This is a genomic window from Kitasatospora sp. NPDC059648, assembly GCF_042734825.1.
Taxonomy (GTDB): Bacteria; Actinomycetota; Actinomycetes; order Streptomycetales; family Streptomycetaceae; genus Kitasatospora.
In genome coordinates this window covers 41,030-59,380 of record NZ_JBHWDU010000039.1, presented here as the reverse complement: position 1 = coordinate 59,380, position 18,351 = coordinate 41,030, and the positions used below count along the sequence as shown (strand labels likewise).

The following is an 18,351-nucleotide window of genomic DNA, read 5'->3' as shown; positions in this document are numbered from 1 at the left end:
CAACCACCTGGGCCCCGGGGGCCACCACACCGCCCCCCCCCGCGGGGCGGGGGGGGGCCTGCGCTTGCGGGGTCCCGGGCACCCCGGGCTCCACCCGGGGGGGGGGGGCCGCGCGGTGCGCGGGCCCACGCCCAGCGGGCTGAGTACGGCCGACACCAACGGCCGCTCGATTCGCGAACGGCCTCGGGCCAGCCGGGGATCGAGGGCCTTTCAGCACACCCCGACGACCACGGGCACTTCCCGGGATCGTCGTCCTCACCGACGCGGACGCCCCCGGTGCGAACACCCCCGACGTCCCCGACGTCCCCGACGCCCCCGACGCCCCTGAGGTGCCGAACGACACCGGCTGCGGAGCGGACCCGGCCGGCTCACCACGCCTCGGGCCCCTGCCGCCGGCCCGCGGGCCCCGTCGGCAGCGGCGTCCACGTCTCCTGCGCCGGCGGGCGGGCGGCGGCCGTCACGGGAGAGCCCGGGCGATGAGGAGGGCGACGTCGTCCTGGTTGTCGGGGCGGCGCAGGGCGGTGAGGAGGAGGTCGCAGGTGTCCTCCAGGGGGCGGCGGGGGCCCGCGAGGAGGTCGGTGAGGGTTTGCAGGCGTTGGTCGATGTCCTGGTCGCGGACCTCGACGAGGCCGTCGGTGTAGAGGACGAGGTCGTCGCCGGTGCGCAGGGTGAGGTCGCGGGTGGGGAACGGCAGGTGGCCGACGCCGAGTGGCGGGCCGGGGTCGAGGTGGACGGGGTGGGGGGTGTGGCCGGGGCGGGCCAGGACGGGCGGCAGGTGGCCGGCGCAGGCGAGCCGGCAGTTGCCGGTGGCGGGGTCGTAGAGGGTGATGAGGCAGGTGGCCATGGTGTCGCCGAGGTCGCGCGCGGTCGCGTCGAGGTGGGTGAGGAGGTCCGCGGGGTCGGTGGTCAGCCGGGCCAGGGCGCGGGTGGTGGTGCGCAGTTGTCCCATGGTGGCGGCGGCGTTGATGCCGGAGCCCATGACGTCTCCGACGACGAGCAGGGTGCGGTCGCCCTCGACGGGGATGGCGTCGAACCAGTCGCCGCCGGTGTCGTCGGTGGCGCTGGCCGGCTGGTAGCGGTGGGCGATGGCCAGGCCCGGTGGGTGGGGGGCGTGCTGGGGCGGCAGCAGGTGGCGCTGGAGGGCGAGGGTGGCCTGGCGCTGGTGCTGGTACCAGCGGGCGTTGTCGATGGCGACGGCGGCGCGGGCGGCGAGTTCGGTGGCGAGCAGGACGTCGTCCTGGTCGAAGGGGGAGAGGTTGCGGGTGCGTTTGAGGTCGAGGGCGCCGAGGACCCGGCCGCGGGCGATGAGGGGGACGGCGAGGTAGGAGTGGAGGCCGGCTTCGGCCAGGAGGCGGGCGGCGTCCTCGTCGCGGGCGATGCGTGGCAGGTCGGCCGCCGTCACGTGGGGGACGAACACGGGGCGGCCGCCGACGGCAGCCTGGGTCACCAGCCGCTGGGAGTGGTAGCGGGTGACCTCGCCGATCGGGTCGGCGGCGTCGGTGGCCGCGGTGGGGTGCGCGGCCTTGATCGCCATTGCGCGGAACTGGGCGGGGCCGTCGTCCGCGCGGGTCGTCGCGCCCGGCAGGGCGGCGTCCAGCAGGTCGACGGCGGCGATGTCGGCGACCTCGGGCACGGTCACCTCGGCGAGTTCGCGGGCGGTGGTGGCGAGGTCGAGGGTGGTGCCGACCCGGATGGAGGCATCGGCGATCAGGGACAGGCGACGCCTGGCGCGGGCGGCGGCGAGGGACTGCTCGTAGGGCTCGGTGACGTCGATGACCGAGATCGCCAGCCCGATCACCCGGTGGGTCTGGTCCTCCAGGCGGTAGAAGGAAGAGGTCCACGCGTGGATGCGGTCGTCGTGCGGCGTGCGCCCGACGGTGACCTCCTCCAGCACCGGCTGCCCGGTGGCCAGGACCTGGCGCATCCGGTCCTCGATCGCCGCGACGTCCAGGTGCGGCAGGACCTCGTGCGGGGTGTGGCCGAGGTGGTCGGCGGCCGGCACGCCGTTGATCCTCTCCAGTGCGCGGTTCACCAGCACGAAGTGCAGGTCCTGGTCGAGGACCGCGAGGCCGATGGGGGCCTGGTCGACGATCCGCGCGGCCAGGGCCAGGTCGCGTTCCAGACGCCGCAGGGTCTCGCGTGGGGACGCGATGCCCAGGGCGAACCAGGCGCCGGAGGCGGCTTGCAGTCGGGTGTTGCGGAACTCCACCAGCATGATGTGGCCGTCCTTGTGCCGGACGGGGAACGCGCCGGCCCAGGTGCCCTCGCCGGCCATCACCCGGGCGAACGCCTCCTGCACCTGTTCGCGGCGTCCGTGCTCCACGAGCAGTTGTGAGGCCTCGCGTCCGAGGGCCTCCTCGCAGGAGTAGCCGAACAGTTCCTGGGCGGACGGGCTCCACAGGGCGACGTGGCCGCGCTCGTCGAGGACGACGGCCGCCACGCCCAGGACGTCCAGCAGCCCGCCTGCCGCCATCGCAGCGTCCACCGGGCCGAGTCGGCGCGCCATCGACACCACCTCCCTCGGCTGCCTGCGGGCGTGAACGGTCCGGCTTCCTCCATGGTCCGCCGTTCGCCGGAGTCCGGCAGGTGATGCCGGTGTGTCCCGGCGCTGCCTGCCGTCGGCGGGCCCGGCCGATCGGACGCGCCCGCCGGCTGCGTTCAGGCGGCGCTGCGGCCGCTCTGGTCGTCGTCGACGATCTCGGCGTCGACCACCTCGTCCTCCTCCTGCGGCGTCCGCGGGCCGGCAGGGCCGGACGCCGCCTGTGCGCCGGGCTGCTGCGCGTAGAGGGACTGGCCGAGTCGCTGGCTGACCTGGGCGAGGTGGTCGGCGGCCGTGCGAATCGCCGTGGTGTCCTCGCCCTTGAGCTCGTCGCGCAGCTGCGCGATCGCGTGCTGGACGTCGCCCCGCACGTCCGCGGGGATCCTCTCCTGGTTGTCGGTGAGGATCTTCTCGGTCGAGTAGGCGAGCTGTTCGGCCTGGTTGCGCGTCTCCGCGGCCTCCTTGCGCCGGCGGTCCTCCTCGGCGTGCTGCTCGGCCTCGCGGACCATGCGGTCGATGTCCTGCTCCGACAGGGACGAGCCGCCGGTGACGGTCATCTTCTGTTCCTTGCCGGTGGCGAGGTCCTTCGCGGTGACGTGCATGATGCCGTTGGCGTCGATGTCGAAGGCGACCTCGATCTGCGGCAGGCCGCGCGGGGCCGGGGCGACCGGCAGCTCGAACATGCCGAGCTTCTTGTTGTACGCGGCGATCTCGCGCTCGCCCTGGAAGACCTGCACGGTGACCGCGGGCTGGTTGTCCTCCGCCGTGGTGAAGATCTCGGACCGGCGCGTGGGGATGGTGGAGTTCCGCTCGATGAGCCTGGTCATGATGCCGCCCTTGGTCTCGATACCGAGCGAGAGCGGGGTGACGTCCAGCAGCAGGACGTCCTTGACCTCGCCGCGGAGCACCCCGGCCTGCAGGGCCGCGCCCACGGCGACGACCTCGTCCGGGTTGACGCCCTTGTGCGGATCCTTGCCGGTCAGCTCCTTCACGAGGTCGGTGACGGCGGGCATCCGGGTGGAGCCGCCGACCAGGATCACGTGGTCGATGTCGGAGACCTTGATCCCCGCGTCCTCGACCGCCTGCCGGAACGGCTCCTTGCAGCGCTCCAGCAGGTCGGCGGTGAGCTGCTGGAACTGGGCACGGGTGAGCTTCTCCTCCAGGTGCAGCGCGCCCTCGGGCGAGGCGGTGACGTAGGGCAGGTTGATCGTCGTCTCGCTCGCCGCGGACAGTTCGATCTTCGCCTTCTCCGCCGCCTCCCGGAGCCGCTGGGCGGCCATCCTGTCCTTCGACAGGTCGATGCCGTAGTTGTTCCTGAACTGCTTGACCAGGTGGTCGACGATCCGCTGGTCCCAGTCGTCGCCGCCGAGGCGGGTGTCGCCGGACGTGGCCTTCACCTCGACCACGCCCTCGCCGATGTCCAGCAGCGAGACGTCGAAGGTGCCGCCGCCGAGGTCGAAGACCAGCACCGTCTGGTCGCTCTCCTTGTCCAGCCCGTACGCCAGCGCCGCCGCGGTCGGCTCGTTCACGATCCGCAGCACCTTGAGCCCGGCGATCTCACCGGCCTCCTTCGTCGCCGTGCGCTGCGCGTCGTTGAAGTACGCGGGCACGGTGATCACGGCGTCCGTGACGTCCTCACCGAGGTACGCCTCGGCGTCGCGCTTCAGCTTCTGCAGGACCCGCGCGGAGATCTCCTGCGCGGTGTAGCTCCTGCCGTCCACGTCCCCGTTCTCCGGGAAGCGCCACGAGGCCTCACCCATGTGCCGCTTCACCGAACGGGCGGTGCGGTCCACGTTGGTGACCGCCTGGCGCTTGGCGATCTCCCCGACCAGCACCTCGCTGTCCTTGCCGAACGCCACCACCGACGGCGTGGTGCGCGCCCCCTCGGAGTTGGGGACCACCGTGGGCTCGCCGGCCTCCAGCACGGACACCACCGAGTTCGTCGTCCCCAGGTCGATACCGACTGCGCGTGCCATCTCCGTCCTCCTTCCGGACGTTCCTTCCGGAGATGCATGCCATGTATCGAGGCATAAAACCTGAGCCTCCCCATGTCAAGTGCGGCGGAAGCTGGAGGTCGTGCCGGGGCCGGTTCCCGGACCCGGCGTTTCCCGCCCGGCCCCGCGCGCTCTCGAAGGCGGCCATCCGGCGCCCGGGCGAAGAACGCGCCGTGCGCCGCACGGGTCGGCATGACTGCGGGCCCGGGCGGGAACCGCCGGGGCCCGCAGTCCGTGAGGACGGTCAGGCCTGGATCTCCTTGCGACCGCCGCTGTGACTGATGGCGATCTTGCGGGGCTTGGCCTTCTCGGCGACCGGGATCTTCAGGGTCAGCACGCCCGCCTCGTAGTCGGCGCTGATCCCCTCCGGGTCCAGGGTGTCGGAGAGCATGACCTGCCGGGAGAAGACCCCGAGCGGGCGCTCGGACAGCTCCCACTTCACGCCCTCGCCCTCGTGGCGCGGGCGGCGCTCGGCCTTGACGGTCAGCATGTTCCGTTCGACGTCGATGTCGATCGCCTCCGGGTCGACCCCGGGCAGGTCGAAGGAGATCACGAACTCGTCACCGGTGCGGTAGGCGTCCAGCGGCATCGGGGCCGGACGCGACCAGGTGCCGGTGCCTCCGAGGAACTGCTGGGTCAGACGGTCCAGCTCGCGGAACGGATCGGTGCGCATCAGCATCGCGAAACACCTCCACTGATCGATGGGTGCCAGTGCGCTTCACCTGCCTCCGTTCTAACACGTCATCCATTCGATGACAAACACTTCCGTCGCCGAAGAAATGACATGCCGCCTCGCCGTTGCGCCAGCACCCCGCCGTTCGCTCAGCCGCCCGCCGGTACCCGGAGCGTGCCGTAGCGCTGCATGCGCTGCCAACGGAGCCGGGAGCCGGCGAGCGCGGTGAAGACGGACTGGATCACCACCAGGTACATCAGCTGTCGGTAGACGAACTGCTGGAGCGGCAGGCTCCACAGCGGGCCGAGCTTCTCCTTGTCCAGCCGGAACGCGTACGCGCCCATCAGCATCTGCACCAGCAGGAAGGCCGTCCACAGGCCGACGATCCGGACCGGGTCCAGGAAGGCCAGTCCGTAGAGCGCGAAGACGTCCACGACCGGGGCGAGCAGGGGCAGCAGTACCTGGAACATCAGCAGGTAGAGCAGCCCGCGCCGGCCCAGCTTGCCGGCCTGCCCGCCCTGGACGAGGGCACCGCGGTGCTTCCACATCGCCTGGAGAGTGCCGTAGCACCACCGGTAGCGCTGCCGCCACAGGGCGCCCAGCGAGGCGGGGGCCTCCGTCCAGGCCTTGGCCCGCTCCTCGTACACCACCCGCCAGCCGGCCCGGCACATGGCCATGGTGAGGTCGGTGTCCTCGGCGAGGGTCTCCTCGCCCACGCCGCCGACGGCCAGCAGTGCGGAGCGGCGGAAGGCGCCGACCGCGCCGGGTACCGTGGGCATGCACTCGGCGAGGTCGAACAGCCGCCGGTCCAGGTTGAAGCCGACCACGTACTCGATGTGCTGCCAACGGCCCAGCAGGCCACCGCGGTTGACCACCTTGGCGTTGCCGGAGACGGCGCCCACGGCGGGGTCGGCGAAGGGCTGCACCAGCATCCGCACGGCGTCGGGCTCGAAGACCGTGTCGCCGTCGACCATCACCAGCAGTTCGGCGCGGGCCGCGGCGATGCCGGTGTTGAGGGCGGCCGGCTTGCCGGCGTTCTCCTGCCGGATCACCCGGACGTACGGCAGCTCGAGCGACTCCACCAGGTCGGCGGTGCCGTCCGTGGAACCGTCGTCGACCACGATCACCTCGACCGGGTGGTCCGAGGCCAGGAGCGAACGGACGGCGGGCTCGATGCCGGCGACCTCGTTGTAGGCCGGGACGATCACGCTGACCGGCTCGGTGACCGGGGCACCCCAGCCGCCGCGGCGCATCCGCTTGTGCCGGCGGGCGGCGTACAGGACGACGACCGCGCGCAGCACGCTGACCGCGCCCGCTGCCCAGAGTAGCCAGCCCAGCGCGGTGAGCCCCCAGTTGCCGCCGGTGAGCAGCCAGATCAGGGCCAGGCCGAGCCAGTGGTCGCCGGTTCCGGCCGGGCGGACCGGGTCGGGCAGGCCGACGGCGTCGCTCAGCGTGGTGAAGCGGAAGCCGCGGGCCTTGAGCGTGCTCAGCACGCCGTCGAGGGCGGCGACGGTCTGCGAGCGGTCGCCGCCGGCGTCGTGCATCAGGAGGACCTGGCCCTGGTCGCCGGTGCCGGCCGTCGCGGCCCTGACGATCGCGGGCACGCCGGGGCGTCGCCAGTCCTCGCTGTCCTGGGTGGTGAGCACGGTCAGGTAGCCCTCGCGGCCGGCCTGGCGGATGGCGGACCAGCCGGGGTCGTCCACGGCCTCGGGTGTCGAGGAGTACGGCGGGCGCAGCAGCGAGCTGGTGACTCCGGCCGCCCCGGCCACGGTCAGCTGGGCCTCGCGCAGCTCCAGCGTGCGGCGCCAGGAGGGGGCCGCGCCGAGGTCGGTGTGGGTGAAGGTGTGGATGCCGACCTGATGGCCCTCGGCGACGATCCGGCGGATCAGGTCCGGGTGGGCGGCGGCCTGGGTGCCGACCACGAAGAAGGTCGCGTGCACCCCGGCCCGCCGCAGTGCGTCCAGGATCTTCGGGGTCCAGGTCGGGTCGGGGCCGTCATCGAAGGTCAGCGCGATGGTGCCGGGCCTGGGGGCGGCGCTGCGCGGCTGCGGGGCGGCGGCGTCGATGACCGGGCCGCCGTCGCGGATCGCCGCCGGTACGGCGTCCGCGGCAGCGGGGGCGGCCGCCTGGTCGGGCCGGTCGTCGAAGCTGTGCTGGGCGTAGCCCTGGAGCACCAGGGCGCCGATGAGCGTGAGCAGCAGGGCGGTCAGCAGGAGCCAGTGGGTGCGGAGCGGGCCCTGGCGGACGACGCCGCGCCGGCCTCGGCGGGTGCGGTCCGGGGCTGGGGCTCTTCGGCGGCGGGCGGCGCTCATGGGTGCTGCTTTCTGGGGTGGGGACGGTTCGAGGGGGCGGAAGGGGTCAGGGTTTGCCGGGTCCTCTGCCCGGTGCGGTGGTCGGGCGCCCGTGCCCGGGGGTGGCCGCACCGGTCGGTCTGGTGCCCGGAGAGGCTGTGGGACCGCTGGTCGGGGCGGGCGCGGTGGTGGACGAGGGCGCCTGCGCGGCGGGGGTGGACCCGGCCGGTGCCGCGGTGCCGGCGGTCGACGGGTGCTGGAGGCCGACCGCGGCGGCGCTGCCCCGGTGGGCGGGTGCTTCCGTCGGATCCGCGTCGGGCGGGGCGGCGGACGGCGCCTCGGACGGCGTGGCCTCCGGGGCGGGTGCGCTGGGCGCGGGCGGCTGGGGCAGGGGCAGGAACGGCGCGTTCACGGTGGGGCCGCCGAGCAGTGCGCTGGCCAGCAGGGCCAGGTACCCGCCCGCCGGAACCGCCAGGACCGCTCCGAGCCGGCGGATCCGGCGCTGTCGGCGGCCGGAGGCGTCGACGAACACCGCCGGGGGCGCGGAATCCGTCAGCGGGTCCACGGCCGGGACGATCGGGGGCAGTTCGGCCGTGGGGGGATCCGTTCCGTCGGGCTCGGGGAGGCACTCGGCGAGGGGGACCGGAGCGGCGAAGTGCTCGGCGGCGTAGGCGGGAACGGCGAAGTGTTCGGCCGTGGCACCGGCGGCCGCTTCGCCGTCCGGGGGGCCGGGGAGGTGCCCCGGGTCCTCCCAGGGGCGGGGCGGCTGCCCGGCGACGGGCCACGGGTCGTACGGCTTGACGGTCACGGTGTCGGTCCAGGTGTTGTCGGTTCGCGTGCTGCCACGAGGGCATGCACCGATCCCCGGCGGATCGGGCGGTGCCCCGGTCGTGACTGTTCAGCGCCGACACCCGGCGGTTTGTCACACCCCTTCCCCACAGATGCGGCGGAAGGCCGCCGCCCCCTGTCCCTGTCCGGGAGCGGCGGCCTTCCGGCGGCGACGGCTCAGCCCTCGGCGCGGGCCCTGGTCCAGGCTGCCTCGCGCAGCAGTCGCAGGCCGTTGAGGCCGACGATGACGGTCGAGCCCTCGTGGCCGAGGACGCCCAGCGGGAGCGGGAGGGTGGCGACCAGGTCCCAGACCACCAGCACGGAGATGAACACCGAGGCGATCACCAGGTTCTGCGTCACGAAGGAGCGGGCCCGGCGGGAGAGCGCCACCACGGCGGGGACGGTGGCGAGTTCGTCGCGCACGATGACGGCGTCGGCGGTCTCCAGCGCGAGGTCGGAGCCGGCCCGGCCCATCGCGATGCCGGTGTGGGCGGCGGCCAGGGCGGGCGCGTCGTTGACGCCGTCGCCGACGACCAGGACCTTGCGTCCGGCCCGCTCCTGCTCCTGGACGGCGGTGACCTTGTCCTGGGGGAGCAGCCCGGCGCGGACGTCGGTGATGCCGACCTCGGCGGCCAGTCGGGCGGCGGCGCGCGGGTTGTCGCCGGTGAGCAGCATCGGCGCCGTGCCCGTGAGGGAGGCGAGCGCGGTGACGGTGGCGGCGGCGTCCGGGCGCAGGCGGTCGGCGATGCCGAGCACGCCGACCGGGACGCCGTCGGCCTCGACGAGGACGGCGGTGCGGCCGCCGCTCTCCAGCTCTGCGGCGATCGCGGCGGCGCGGGCGGAGACGGCGTCCCCGGCGTCCCCCTCGGCCTCCGGTCGGGAGGTGCCCCCCTGCAGCCGGGCCGGGGCACCGACCGCGACGGCGCGGCCGGCGACGGTGGCGGTGACGCCGATGCCGGGGGCGGAGGAGAAGTCCCCGGCCGTGGCGAGGGCCAGACCGCGGCTGCGGGCCGCGTCCACGATCGCCCGGGCGAGCGGGTGCTCGCTGGGGTGCTCGGCGGCCGCGGCCAGGGCGAGCAGCTCGTCCTCGGTCAGGCCGGAGCCGGTGAGCGGGCGCAGGTCGGTGACCCGGGGCGTGCCCTCGGTCAGGGTGCCGGTCTTGTCGAGGGCGACGCCGTCGACCTGGCCGATCCGTTCCATGACCACGGCGGACTTCACCAGTACGCCGTGGCGTCCGGCGTTGGCGATCGCGGACAGCAGCGGCGGCATGGTGGCCAGCACGACGGCGCACGGGGAGGCGACGATCATGAAGGTCATCGCCCGCAGCAGCGAACCGGTGAAGGCCGCGCCGAAGGCGAGCGGCACCGCGAAGACCGCGAGGGTGGCGATCACCATGCCGATCGAGTAGCGCTGCTCGACCTTCTCGATGAACAGCTGGGTCGGCGCCTTGGTCCCGGAGGCCTCCTCGACCATGGCGACGATCCGGGCGATCACCGAGTCGGAGGCGTCGCGCTCGACCTTCACCCGGAGCGCGCCGGTGCCGTTCAGGGTGCCGGCGAACACCTCGTCGCCCGGCTCCTTGGCCACGGGCAGCGGCTCGCCGGTGATGGTGGCCTGATCGACCTCGCTCGCGCCGTCCAGCACCCGCCCGTCGGCGCCGATCCGCTCGCCGGGCCGCACCAGGACCGTGTCGCCGACAGCCAGCCGCTCGGTCGGCACGCTCTCCTCGCGGCCGTCGTCCAGCAGCCGGGTGGCGCCGGCCGGGGCGAGGTCGAGCAGTCCGCGCACCGAGTCGGCGGTACGGGCGGTGGCCAGGGCCTCCAGGGCGCCGGAGGTGGCGAAGATGACGATCAGCAGCGCGCCGTCCACGACCTGGCCGACGGCGGCGGCGCCCAGGGCGGCGACGACCATCAGCAGGTCGACGTCGAGGGTCCTCGCGCGCAGTGCCCGGAGGCCGGCCCAGGCGGGCTCCCAGCCGCCGGTGGCGTACGCGAGGGCGTACAGCGGGCCCCAGGCCCAGGCGGGGGCGCCGGTGAGCTGGAGCGGGAGCGCGATCAGGAACAGCACCGTCGCGGCGGCGGCCCAGCGGGCCTCGGGCAGGGCGAACACCCGGGTGCGGCGGCGCGGGGCGGTGTCGGGGCGAGGCGCGGCGGAGGGCGCGGGGCGCTCGATCAGGGTGGCGGGCAGGGTGGTGGGCATGCGGACGGGACCCTTCGGGGCAGGGCGGGCCGGTGACTCGTCCACGATACATGAACATATGAACCCTTCTTCATGTATGAGTTGTACTATTGCCCGCATGGGTCATGGAGCCGCCCCCGCAACCGCCGTCCCGCACACCCGCCTGGACGAAGCCAGCGCCGCCCGGGTGGCCACCACCCTCCAGGCCCTGGCCACCCCCTCGCGGCTGCTGATCCTCTCCCGGCTGCGCGAGGGCCCCTGCGCCGCCACCGAACTCGCCGCCGAGGTCGGGCTGGAGCAGTCCGCCTGCTCCCACCAGTTGCGCCTGCTGCGCAACCTCGGCCTGGTGGTCGGTCAGCGGCAGGGCCGCTCGGTCGTCTACGCGCTCTACGACAACCACGTCGCCGCCCTGCTCGACCAGGCCGTCTACCACATCGAGCACCTGCGCCTCGGGCTGACGGACAGCGCGCTCGACTGACCGTGTCGACCGCCCCCGGGTGGACCCGAGGGGCAGTCGGGGGCTCAGCGCCGGTGCCAGGCGGTGAGGAGTTCGGCCTCCCGCTCCGGGGTCAGGGCCTGCGGCAGCGGGTCGAACGGCAGGATGTCGCGGGCGGAGTCGGCCACCGGGCGGAGCTTGAGGCCGGTGGCGAGGGCCGCGGACGGGTCGGCGGTGCCGGTGGCCCGGATCCGCGGGTCGGTGCTCCACAGCGGCAGCGCCTGGTCCTGGACGCCGGCCTCCCGGAGGAAGTCGTCGTCCACCCAGGTGAGCGTGGTGCCGGGCGGGGCGACCGCCGCGGCGACCGCGCCGAGCAGGTCGCCCATGACGAAGGGCGGGGGCGTCGCGGCGTGGAAGGCGCCGGAGGCGCCCTGGGTGAGCAGGCCGAGCATCCAGTCAGCGAGGTCGCGGGCGTCGACGACCTGGATCGGGGTGTCGGGCCGGCCCGGGGCCAGCACCTCGCCGCCCCGGGCGAGCCGCTGCACCCAGTGGTCGAAGCGGTGGGTGTAGTCCTCGGGGCCGATCACGTAGGTCGGACGCACCAGCAGTACGTCCGGGCCGAAGGACTCCCGGGCCTCCCGCTCGCACTGCGCCTTGAGGACGCCGTAGCTGGCGGCGGTGATCGCCTCGGCCTCCGGGCCGTCGGCGGGGAGCAGGGGGGAGTGTTCGGTGAAGCCAGGGGCGGCCGGAGTGTCGTAGACGGCCATGGAGGACACCAGGAGGTAGCGTCCGGCGGCGCCGGGGTCGAGTGCGGCGGCCAACTGGCGGATCTGGCGCGGGAAGTAGGCGCTGACGTCCACGGTGGCGTCCCAGGCGTGGCCGCGCAGGACGGACAGGTCGGCGTCGCGGTCGGCGATGAGGTGGGTGGCGTCCGGGAGCAGGTGGGCACCGGACCTGCCCCGGTGCAGCACCGTGACGTCGTGCCCGGCGGCGAGGGCCGCCCGGGCGAAGTGGTAACCGACGAACCTGGTGCCGCCCATGATCAGAATGCGCATCGGGCCATGGTGGCAGTTCGGAGCGGGCCGGGCCAGGGGATCGGTGGTGCACCGGCCCGGCCCGGCACGTTCCCGGCGTCAGCCGCGGACGCCCAGCTGGGTCAGCAGCGTCTCGTTGTCCTCGATGTGCCAGTCCTCGACGATGCGGTCGGTGCCGACGTGCTGGATGTCGATGGCGTTGAACTCGACGCTCTGGCCCTTGCCCCGGGTGCCGTTGAAGTTGCCGGTGAAGTGGCCGCGGAAGACCAGCCGGGCGGTGATCTTGTCCCCGGTGACCAGCAGGTCGGACAGCTCGCAGGTCAGGTCCGGTACGGCGGCGCGGAAGGTCCTCGATGCGGTCAGCGGGCCGGCGGGGCCCTGGGGGCGGCCGGGAGGCAGGGTGTCGTCCCGGAACTGCGGGCTGATCGCCGCGTCCAGGTAGCGCTGCTGCCCGGTGTTCCAGAAGGTGTACAACTGCTGCGCCAGGCGGACCTCCTGGGCCGCGCGCCGGGCGCCGACGGAGCGGTCGACGGTGAGCGCCTTCGGCTGGACCAGGTCGGGAGAGCGGTCGAGCAGGCGCTGCGGCCAGGAGTGAGACGGGGGCTTGGGGTCGCCGTCGTGGTGAGCGGGGACGGGGGCAGCGGCGGCGGTGCCGGCCGCCAGGACCGCCACGGTCGCGGCGACGGCGGCGGTACGGGTCAAGGTGCGCCAGGGCATGGGGAATCGCTCCTCGGATCGGATGGGCACATGGACGGACGGGCGGGCGGGCGTACGGATCGGAGGGCGGGCGAACGGCCCGGTCAGGCGAGCCGGCCGCCGCCGTCGACGTGCAGCACGGTGCCGGTGACGTAGGGGTTGTCGATGGCGTAGAGCACAGCCTTGACCAGGTCCTCCGGGCTGCCGACGCGGCGGGCCGGGTTGCGCTCGGCCACCCCGCGCAGGAACGCCTCCTTGTCGGCGCCCAGGCCGTCCCAGGAGCCGGTGTCGACGATGCCGGGGGAGACCGCGTTGACCCGCACCGGGGCGATCTCCACCGCCAGCGCCTGGACCAGGAAGGCCAGCGCACCGTTGGTGGTGGCCATCACCGTGCGCGCGGGCGCCGGGCGCCAGGCGGCGACCCCGGAGAAGAAGGTGAACGAGCCGCGCTCGGACACCTGCCCGGCCAGGTGCTTCGCCAACAGCATCGGGCCGATCACCTTGGCCGCGAACGCCCGCTGCACGTCGGCGAGTTCGAGCTCCTTCAGTGGGCCGTTGGCGGGCATCGCGGCGGTCGAGACCAGGTGGTCGAACCGGCCGCCCCGCCGGGCGAATCCGGCGATCGAGGGCTCGTCGGCGAGGTCGAGCGCGATCACCTCGGACGGCCCGGTCAGCTCGCCGGCCGTCCACTCCAGCTTGCGCGGATCGGGACCGGCCAGCACCACCGCGGCGCCGGCCGCCGATGCGGCCCTGGCCAGGGCGCGTCCGGTGCGCGAACCGGCGCCCACCACGACCAGTCGCTGTCCCTGCAGAGGTGTGCCGTCGGACATGGGAGTACTCCTTCGAGTTCGGGTCATCGGGGATCCGGCCGCCCGCTGTTCCCTGCGGCGGCCGCACCACGACCCTCTCCCGACCTGGGATGATGAGTCCAAGGCATCTTCTCTACCGCTGCCATAAAATGCCTTCATGGCAACCCCGACGCTCCGACAGCTCGAATACCTGGCCGCCGTGGTCGACACCGGCTCGTTCACCCGCGCCGCCGAGCAGCTGCACGTCACCCAGCCCGCGCTGTCCCACCAGGTCCGGGCCCTGGAGACGGCACTCGGCGGCCCGTTGCTGGAACGCCTGCCGCGCTCGGTGCGGCTCACCCCGACCGGCCGGGCGGTGCTGCCGCACGCCCGTGCCGCACTGGCCGAGGCCGACCGGCTGCAGGCGGTGGCCCGGCGGGCCACCGGGCTGGAGGAGGGGGAGTTGGAGGTCGCCGCCGTCTACTCGATCAGCCTCGGCATCCTGCCGCCGGTGCTACGGGCCTGGCACCGCCGGCACCCCGGCGTGCGGATCCGGCTGCGCGAGTACGCGCACGCCGACCGGCTCCAGGAAGCCATGGCCGCGGGCCGGGCCGACCTCGCCATCGGCCCCGCGCCGGAGGGCTGGGAAGGGCCGATCCGGGAACTCGGCGTCGAGGAGTTCACGGTCGTCCTGCCGGCCGACGACCCGTTGGCCCGCAGCGGTCCGGGTGAGGGCCGTGCCGCCGGAACCGTCGCGCTCGGCGCCCTCGCCGATCGCGACTGGGTCCACTACGCCCCCGACAACGGCCTCGCCGACCTGCTCGACCAGGCCTGCGCCCGGGCCGGTTTCCACCCACGGGCGGCGGTACGCGCCGAACAGACCTCCGCCGCACCGCTGCTCGCCGCGGCCGGTCTCGGCCCGGCCCTGGTGCCGGCCGACATCGTCCCGCCGCACTTCGACGGGCTCCTGCTCCGCCCCGACCCACCGATCCGCCGCACCCTCACCGCGTACACCCGCACCCGGCCCGACCCGCTCACCGTGGCCTTCGCCGAACTCCTGGCCCAGCGCGCCCGGATCGGCCCGGGCGCGGCCGGGGAGCGGGGCGCCGCCGCGGAGCCGGTCACCGCCGCGGAGCCGGTCACCGTCGAGGAGCCGGCCTGCCGCCGCTGACGGCCGGGGCCCGGTCGCTGCGGGTCACGCGCTGCGCCTCAGTCGTTCGGCGCGCTTCCGGCTCCCTCTTCCTGCCCGGCGGCGGCCGGAGCCTCGGGCGCCGCGGTGTCCGCCGCGGCGGGAGTCGTCTCCGCGGGGGTCGTCTCGTCGGGAGCCGCCGCGTCGCGGTCCGCGCTCCCACCTGTCACATCGGGCATCGGCTTGCCTCCGCTCCAATCGGGCACCGGTTTGCCTCCCGTCCATTCGGGCATCGTGCTGCCTCCCGTGCTCGCAGGGCACGCTGACGTCCTCTCACAGTGGCGCAAGGACGTCCTGGTGTACACCGTCGAGGACGAAACCGTTGTCCAGGCGGACCCGGACCGTCACCCGGCTCCCACGTGCCCGGTGCGCGGCCCACTCCGGTTCCAGCGCGGCGAGCTGCGCCTTCAGGCGCTCCCGGCTGGCCTCCGGCATGGTGTGCCCGTAGTCGTCGAAGAGCGCCTTGAGCCGCTGGTACTCGCGGACCTCCTCGCTCTCCGGGAGCTCGCCGTCCACCCGCTCGACGGTGCCCTCGGCCCCGGCTCCCAGGGAGAGGAACCCGACGACGGTCCCGGGCGCGATGGGCTCGCCGGGCATTCCGGGCTCCCCGGGCTCGCGGGTGAAGGCCTCGCCGATGCCGAGGTCCGCCGTCAGCCTGACGCGCCGTCCTTCCTCCAGGGTCATCCGTGCTCCGCCTCTCAGGTCGTCCGGTGCCGCGGGCACGGCCGCCCGGTGGCCAGGCCATTATCCGTGGCCGTCGGAAGCCGCTGGTCAGGCGCGGTCCGCCACAGGGCGCAGCAGGGTCGCGACCGGCTGCCGGTTCCCCGGGTTGCCACCGCGGGGACCGGCGGAGGACCGGGTCAGTGAGGGCCGGGGAAGCCTGACGGCAGGGCCTCCGGGCGGCTCGGGAGTGCGACTCCTCCCCGGCCGCCCGTGAGGCCCTGCTCCCGACGCCAGAACCACTGAGGGGCCGACGGGACACATCCTGCACGGTGAAGGCCCGTGCGCCGTGTCGTCGGTGACCGGCCCGCGAGCTCGCCACGCGGTGCTGTCCTGCTTGCCGTCAGTCGTGCCCGCCTGCCTGGTCCCCCGCCGTCCCGACCTGCTTGCGGTAGGCGCCCGGTGGCGATCCGAAGTGTCGCTTGAACGCCTTGGCGAAGGCGAACTCCGACGTGTACCCCGTGCGCTGCGCGATCGTGCTCAGCGGCGCCGGCGATCGGTGCAGCAGGCGGGCCGCGGTGGCCATACGCCAGTTGGTCAGGTAGGTCAACGGCGGCTCGCCGACCACCGAGGCGAACCGGCGGGCGAACGCGGCGCGGGACAGCCCGGCGCGGGTGCCCAGCGACTCCACGGTCCATGGGTGGCCGGGATCGTCGTGGATCGCCTTCAGGGCCGGGGCGACCAACGGGTCGGTCAGCGCGGCCGCCCACCCCGGGGTCCGTTCCTCCGGCGGTTCGGCGTACCACGCCCGCAGGATGTACAGCAGCAGCAGGTCGATGAGCGCCGAGACGACCGCGTCCGAGCCCGGCTGCGGCGCGTGGAACTCGGCACACAGCTGATCGACGGCCGAGCGCAACGCCGCGTGGCGGCCGGGGACCGCGGGGAGATGGACGACCTCCGGTAGATCGCCGAACAGCGGATGCGGCCGATCGACGTCGATCGCGTACGCGCCGCACACCAGCACCGTCCGCGGCCCCGAGCCGTCCATGGTGACCCGGCCGATCGGAGAGGAACGGTCCACGCGCTCCGGGACGAAGTCCACCGGGTCGCGGCCGGGCGCGTCGCACAACGTGTGCCCGCTGCCCCGCCGCAGGAACACGATGTCGCCCGGGCCGAGCGCGAGCGGTTGACCGTGCGGTGGAAGCAGATGGCAGTGCCCTTCCACGACCACGTGGAACCCGGCTCCTGAAACGGGTTGGAACTTCAGGGCCCAAGGCGCGTGGGCTTCGGTGCGGGTCACCATCGGACGTCCCGTCCGCAGGACTTCGAGGGTGTCGCTCAGGATGTCCATGGCGCCACTCTAGTGCTCGTTCAGCGAGACGATGTGACATGGAATCCAAGACTTCTGGGCATTCGTCATCTCGATTGGGAGACGTAGGTTCATGTCAGGGCGGTCGCCGAAGCGGCACCGCATCGACGAAGGAGCGGATCCCATGTCTCTGGCCGGCAAGAAGATCGTGATCATCGGCGGAACCTCCGGCATCGGCTTCGAGGTGGCCCGGCAGGCCGCGGCGGGCGGCGCGAACGTCGTGGTCGCCTCCAGCAGCCAGGGCCGCGTGGACGCTGCGACGAAGCGGCTGGGCGCACCGGCCGAAGGCCGACGCCTGGACGTCGCCGACGGCGACGCCATCGCCGCGTTCTTCGAGCAGGTCGGACAGTTCGACCACCTCGTCTACACCGCGGGCGAATCCCTGGTGATCAAGCCGTTGGCCGACACCACCCCGCAGGAGGCCAGGGCCGCCTTCGAGCGCCGGTTCTGGGGCGCGTTCCTGTCCGCCAAGTACGCCGCACCGCGACTGCGCGAAGGCGGCTCGATCACCTTCAGCTCCGGCGTGCTCGCAATCCGCCCCGTGCCTGGAACCGCGCTCACGGCAGGTGTCACCGGCGGCATCGAGGCCCTGGCCCGGGCACTCGCCGTCGAACTCGCCCCGCTGCGTGTCAACGTGATCCAGCCCGGCGTGATCGGCACCGAGCTGTGGGACGGCAGCGTCCCGGATCCGGACGCCTTCCTCCATGACGCCGGGTCCCAGCTGCTCACCGGCCGCGTCGGCACTGCCGCGGAAGCGGCGGCGGCCTACCTCTTCGTCCTGGCCAACGGCTACGTCACCGGCACCACCCTCGCGGTAGACGGCGGCGGGGCACTGGTGTGACATGGGCCGGCCGAATCGGACGTGCATCGCGCAGCAAGCAGTCGACGAACGAGAGCTCCTGGCGGCGTACCTGTGACTGCCAAGTGCGCGGATGCCCCCAGGAGTTCGGCCGAGCGCAGGATCTGCACCGGGAAGTGCCGGAGGCCGCAACACCGTTGCTGTCAACAACGGCAACACCTGCATCTGCATGACCGGCAGCACCAATGAGATGTGGGCCCAGTGGAGTCCGGGGACGACCTCAGCCGCTACTTCGGCATCGAGAACTGACCCGTGGCCCGGCCCTGCGGCACCCCGGAGGGCCGGGTCAGCAGACAGCCACCTGGATCGGGCTCGGCCGCTGCAGGTGAGACGGACCCGATTGTCACGCGGCGGCGTAGCTGGCCTGCAGGAGCGGGACTGTCCGGTCGAGGTCTTCTGCCAGTTCGCCACTGTGCCCATCGCCCAGGGCGAGCAGCCGGGCAATCACCTTCACCCTGCGCGGCGACCTCAACGTCGCAGGAGCGCCGCCAGGAACGCCCCGTCGACCGCAGGGGGTCGGACGCGCCGTCCGCCTTTCTTGCTGCCCACGCCCCGTCGGCGCGCAGAGACGCCCCGACCGAGTCCGGCATGTCCACGTCACCGGTCGTTCCCCTCGCTGGCGCCGTAGGTGGGGCGGAGCGCGACCGCGTCGCCGGTGTCGGTCAGCACGGTCTCCGCAGCGGCGAGCAGGCCGATCAGGGAGGGCTGGGTCAGGCTCTCGCCAGGCGGGCCGGATCGCCCAGGGAACGGAACAGGGCCGCAGCCGGTGCGAGCTCGCCCCGCCCGACAGCAACAGATGATGCCATCGCCGTGGACC

Annotated in this window: 15 protein-coding genes; 3 read left to right on the top strand and 12 right to left on the bottom strand. The window is 73.7% G+C overall.

Translation table 11 applies throughout. The features are described from left to right. Positions 1-457 precede the first annotated feature (457 nt). The 6 genes from ACFV1W_RS22860 to ACFV1W_RS22835 all read right to left on the bottom strand — a co-directional run bounded on the left by ACFV1W_RS22860 (position 458) and on the right by ACFV1W_RS22835 (position 10,524). A complete protein-coding gene (locus tag ACFV1W_RS22860; RefSeq protein WP_380419060.1) occupies positions 458-2,506 on the bottom strand; it encodes a SpoIIE family protein phosphatase in 2,049 nt (682 codons plus the stop codon). A gap of 152 nt (positions 2,507-2,658) precedes the next feature. Further along, a complete protein-coding gene (gene dnaK / locus ACFV1W_RS22855; RefSeq protein WP_380419059.1) occupies positions 2,659-4,515 on the bottom strand; it encodes a molecular chaperone DnaK in 1,857 nt (618 codons plus the stop codon). 262 nt (positions 4,516-4,777) lie between these two features. Then, entirely contained in the window at positions 4,778-5,212 is a 435-nt protein-coding gene (locus tag ACFV1W_RS22850) for an Hsp20/alpha crystallin family protein (protein ID WP_380419058.1), read from the bottom strand. Between the two features lie 143 nt (positions 5,213-5,355). Continuing rightward, positions 5,356-7,518 carry a bifunctional polysaccharide deacetylase/glycosyltransferase family 2 protein gene (locus tag ACFV1W_RS22845; RefSeq protein WP_380419057.1) on the bottom strand — a complete coding sequence of 721 codons (2,163 nt, stop codon included), beginning with the start codon at positions 7,516-7,518 and terminating at the stop codon, positions 5,356-5,358. A 46-nt stretch (positions 7,519-7,564) separates the two neighbouring features. Next, on the bottom strand, positions 7,565-8,305 hold the full coding sequence (locus ACFV1W_RS22840) for a hypothetical protein (protein ID WP_380419056.1): 741 nt from the start codon (positions 8,303-8,305) through the stop codon (positions 7,565-7,567). 197 nt (positions 8,306-8,502) lie between these two features. After that, positions 8,503-10,524 carry a heavy metal translocating P-type ATPase gene (locus tag ACFV1W_RS22835; RefSeq protein WP_380419055.1) on the bottom strand — a complete coding sequence of 674 codons (2,022 nt, stop codon included), beginning with the start codon at positions 10,522-10,524 and terminating at the stop codon, positions 8,503-8,505. Between the two features lie 97 nt (positions 10,525-10,621). Here ACFV1W_RS22835 and ACFV1W_RS22830 point away from each other — a divergent pair, with 97 nt between their 5' ends. Continuing rightward, positions 10,622-10,981, top strand: a complete 360-nt coding sequence (locus ACFV1W_RS22830; RefSeq protein WP_380419054.1) for an ArsR/SmtB family transcription factor — start codon at positions 10,622-10,624, stop codon at positions 10,979-10,981. Positions 10,982-11,025: 44 nt separating this feature from the next. Here ACFV1W_RS22830 and ACFV1W_RS22825 read toward each other — a convergent pair whose 3' ends face one another. From ACFV1W_RS22825 to ACFV1W_RS22815, 3 genes are all read right to left on the bottom strand, one after another. Beyond that, entirely contained in the window at positions 11,026-11,994 is a 969-nt protein-coding gene (locus ACFV1W_RS22825) for an NAD-dependent epimerase/dehydratase family protein (RefSeq protein WP_380419053.1), read from the bottom strand. 78 nt (positions 11,995-12,072) lie between these two features. Next, positions 12,073-12,690 carry an ester cyclase gene (locus ACFV1W_RS22820; RefSeq protein ID WP_380419052.1) on the bottom strand — a complete coding sequence of 206 codons (618 nt, stop codon included), beginning with the start codon at positions 12,688-12,690 and terminating at the stop codon, positions 12,073-12,075. An 83-nt stretch (positions 12,691-12,773) separates the two neighbouring features. Beyond that, the gene (locus tag ACFV1W_RS22815) at positions 12,774-13,499 is read right to left on the bottom strand and encodes an SDR family oxidoreductase (RefSeq protein ID WP_380419051.1); all 726 of its coding nucleotides are present in this window, start codon (positions 13,497-13,499) and stop codon (positions 12,774-12,776) included. A 136-nt stretch (positions 13,500-13,635) separates the two neighbouring features. Here ACFV1W_RS22815 and ACFV1W_RS22810 point away from each other — a divergent pair, with 136 nt between their 5' ends. Further along, positions 13,636-14,628 carry a LysR substrate-binding domain-containing protein gene (locus tag ACFV1W_RS22810; RefSeq protein ID WP_380419050.1) on the top strand — a complete coding sequence of 331 codons (993 nt, stop codon included), beginning with the start codon at positions 13,636-13,638 and terminating at the stop codon, positions 14,626-14,628. A gap of 38 nt (positions 14,629-14,666) precedes the next feature. Here the strand turns inward: ACFV1W_RS22810 and ACFV1W_RS22805 are convergent, their stop codons facing one another. From ACFV1W_RS22805 to ACFV1W_RS22795, 3 genes are all read right to left on the bottom strand, one after another. Further along, positions 14,667-14,825 carry a hypothetical protein gene (locus ACFV1W_RS22805; protein ID WP_380419049.1) on the bottom strand — a complete coding sequence of 53 codons (159 nt, stop codon included), beginning with the start codon at positions 14,823-14,825 and terminating at the stop codon, positions 14,667-14,669. A 94-nt stretch (positions 14,826-14,919) separates the two neighbouring features. Next, positions 14,920-15,330, bottom strand: coding sequence for a hypothetical protein (locus ACFV1W_RS22800; RefSeq protein ID WP_380419048.1), 411 nt, complete (start codon positions 15,328-15,330; stop codon positions 14,920-14,922). Between the two features lie 379 nt (positions 15,331-15,709). Then, complete coding sequence (locus ACFV1W_RS22795) at positions 15,710-16,657, bottom strand: AraC family transcriptional regulator (protein WP_380419047.1); 948 nt, start codon at positions 16,655-16,657, stop codon at positions 15,710-15,712. A gap of 142 nt (positions 16,658-16,799) precedes the next feature. Between ACFV1W_RS22795 and ACFV1W_RS22790 the strand changes: the two genes are divergently transcribed. After that, positions 16,800-17,516, top strand: coding sequence for an SDR family oxidoreductase (locus ACFV1W_RS22790; RefSeq protein ID WP_380419046.1), 717 nt, complete (start codon positions 16,800-16,802; stop codon positions 17,514-17,516). Positions 17,517-18,351 lie beyond the last annotated feature (835 nt).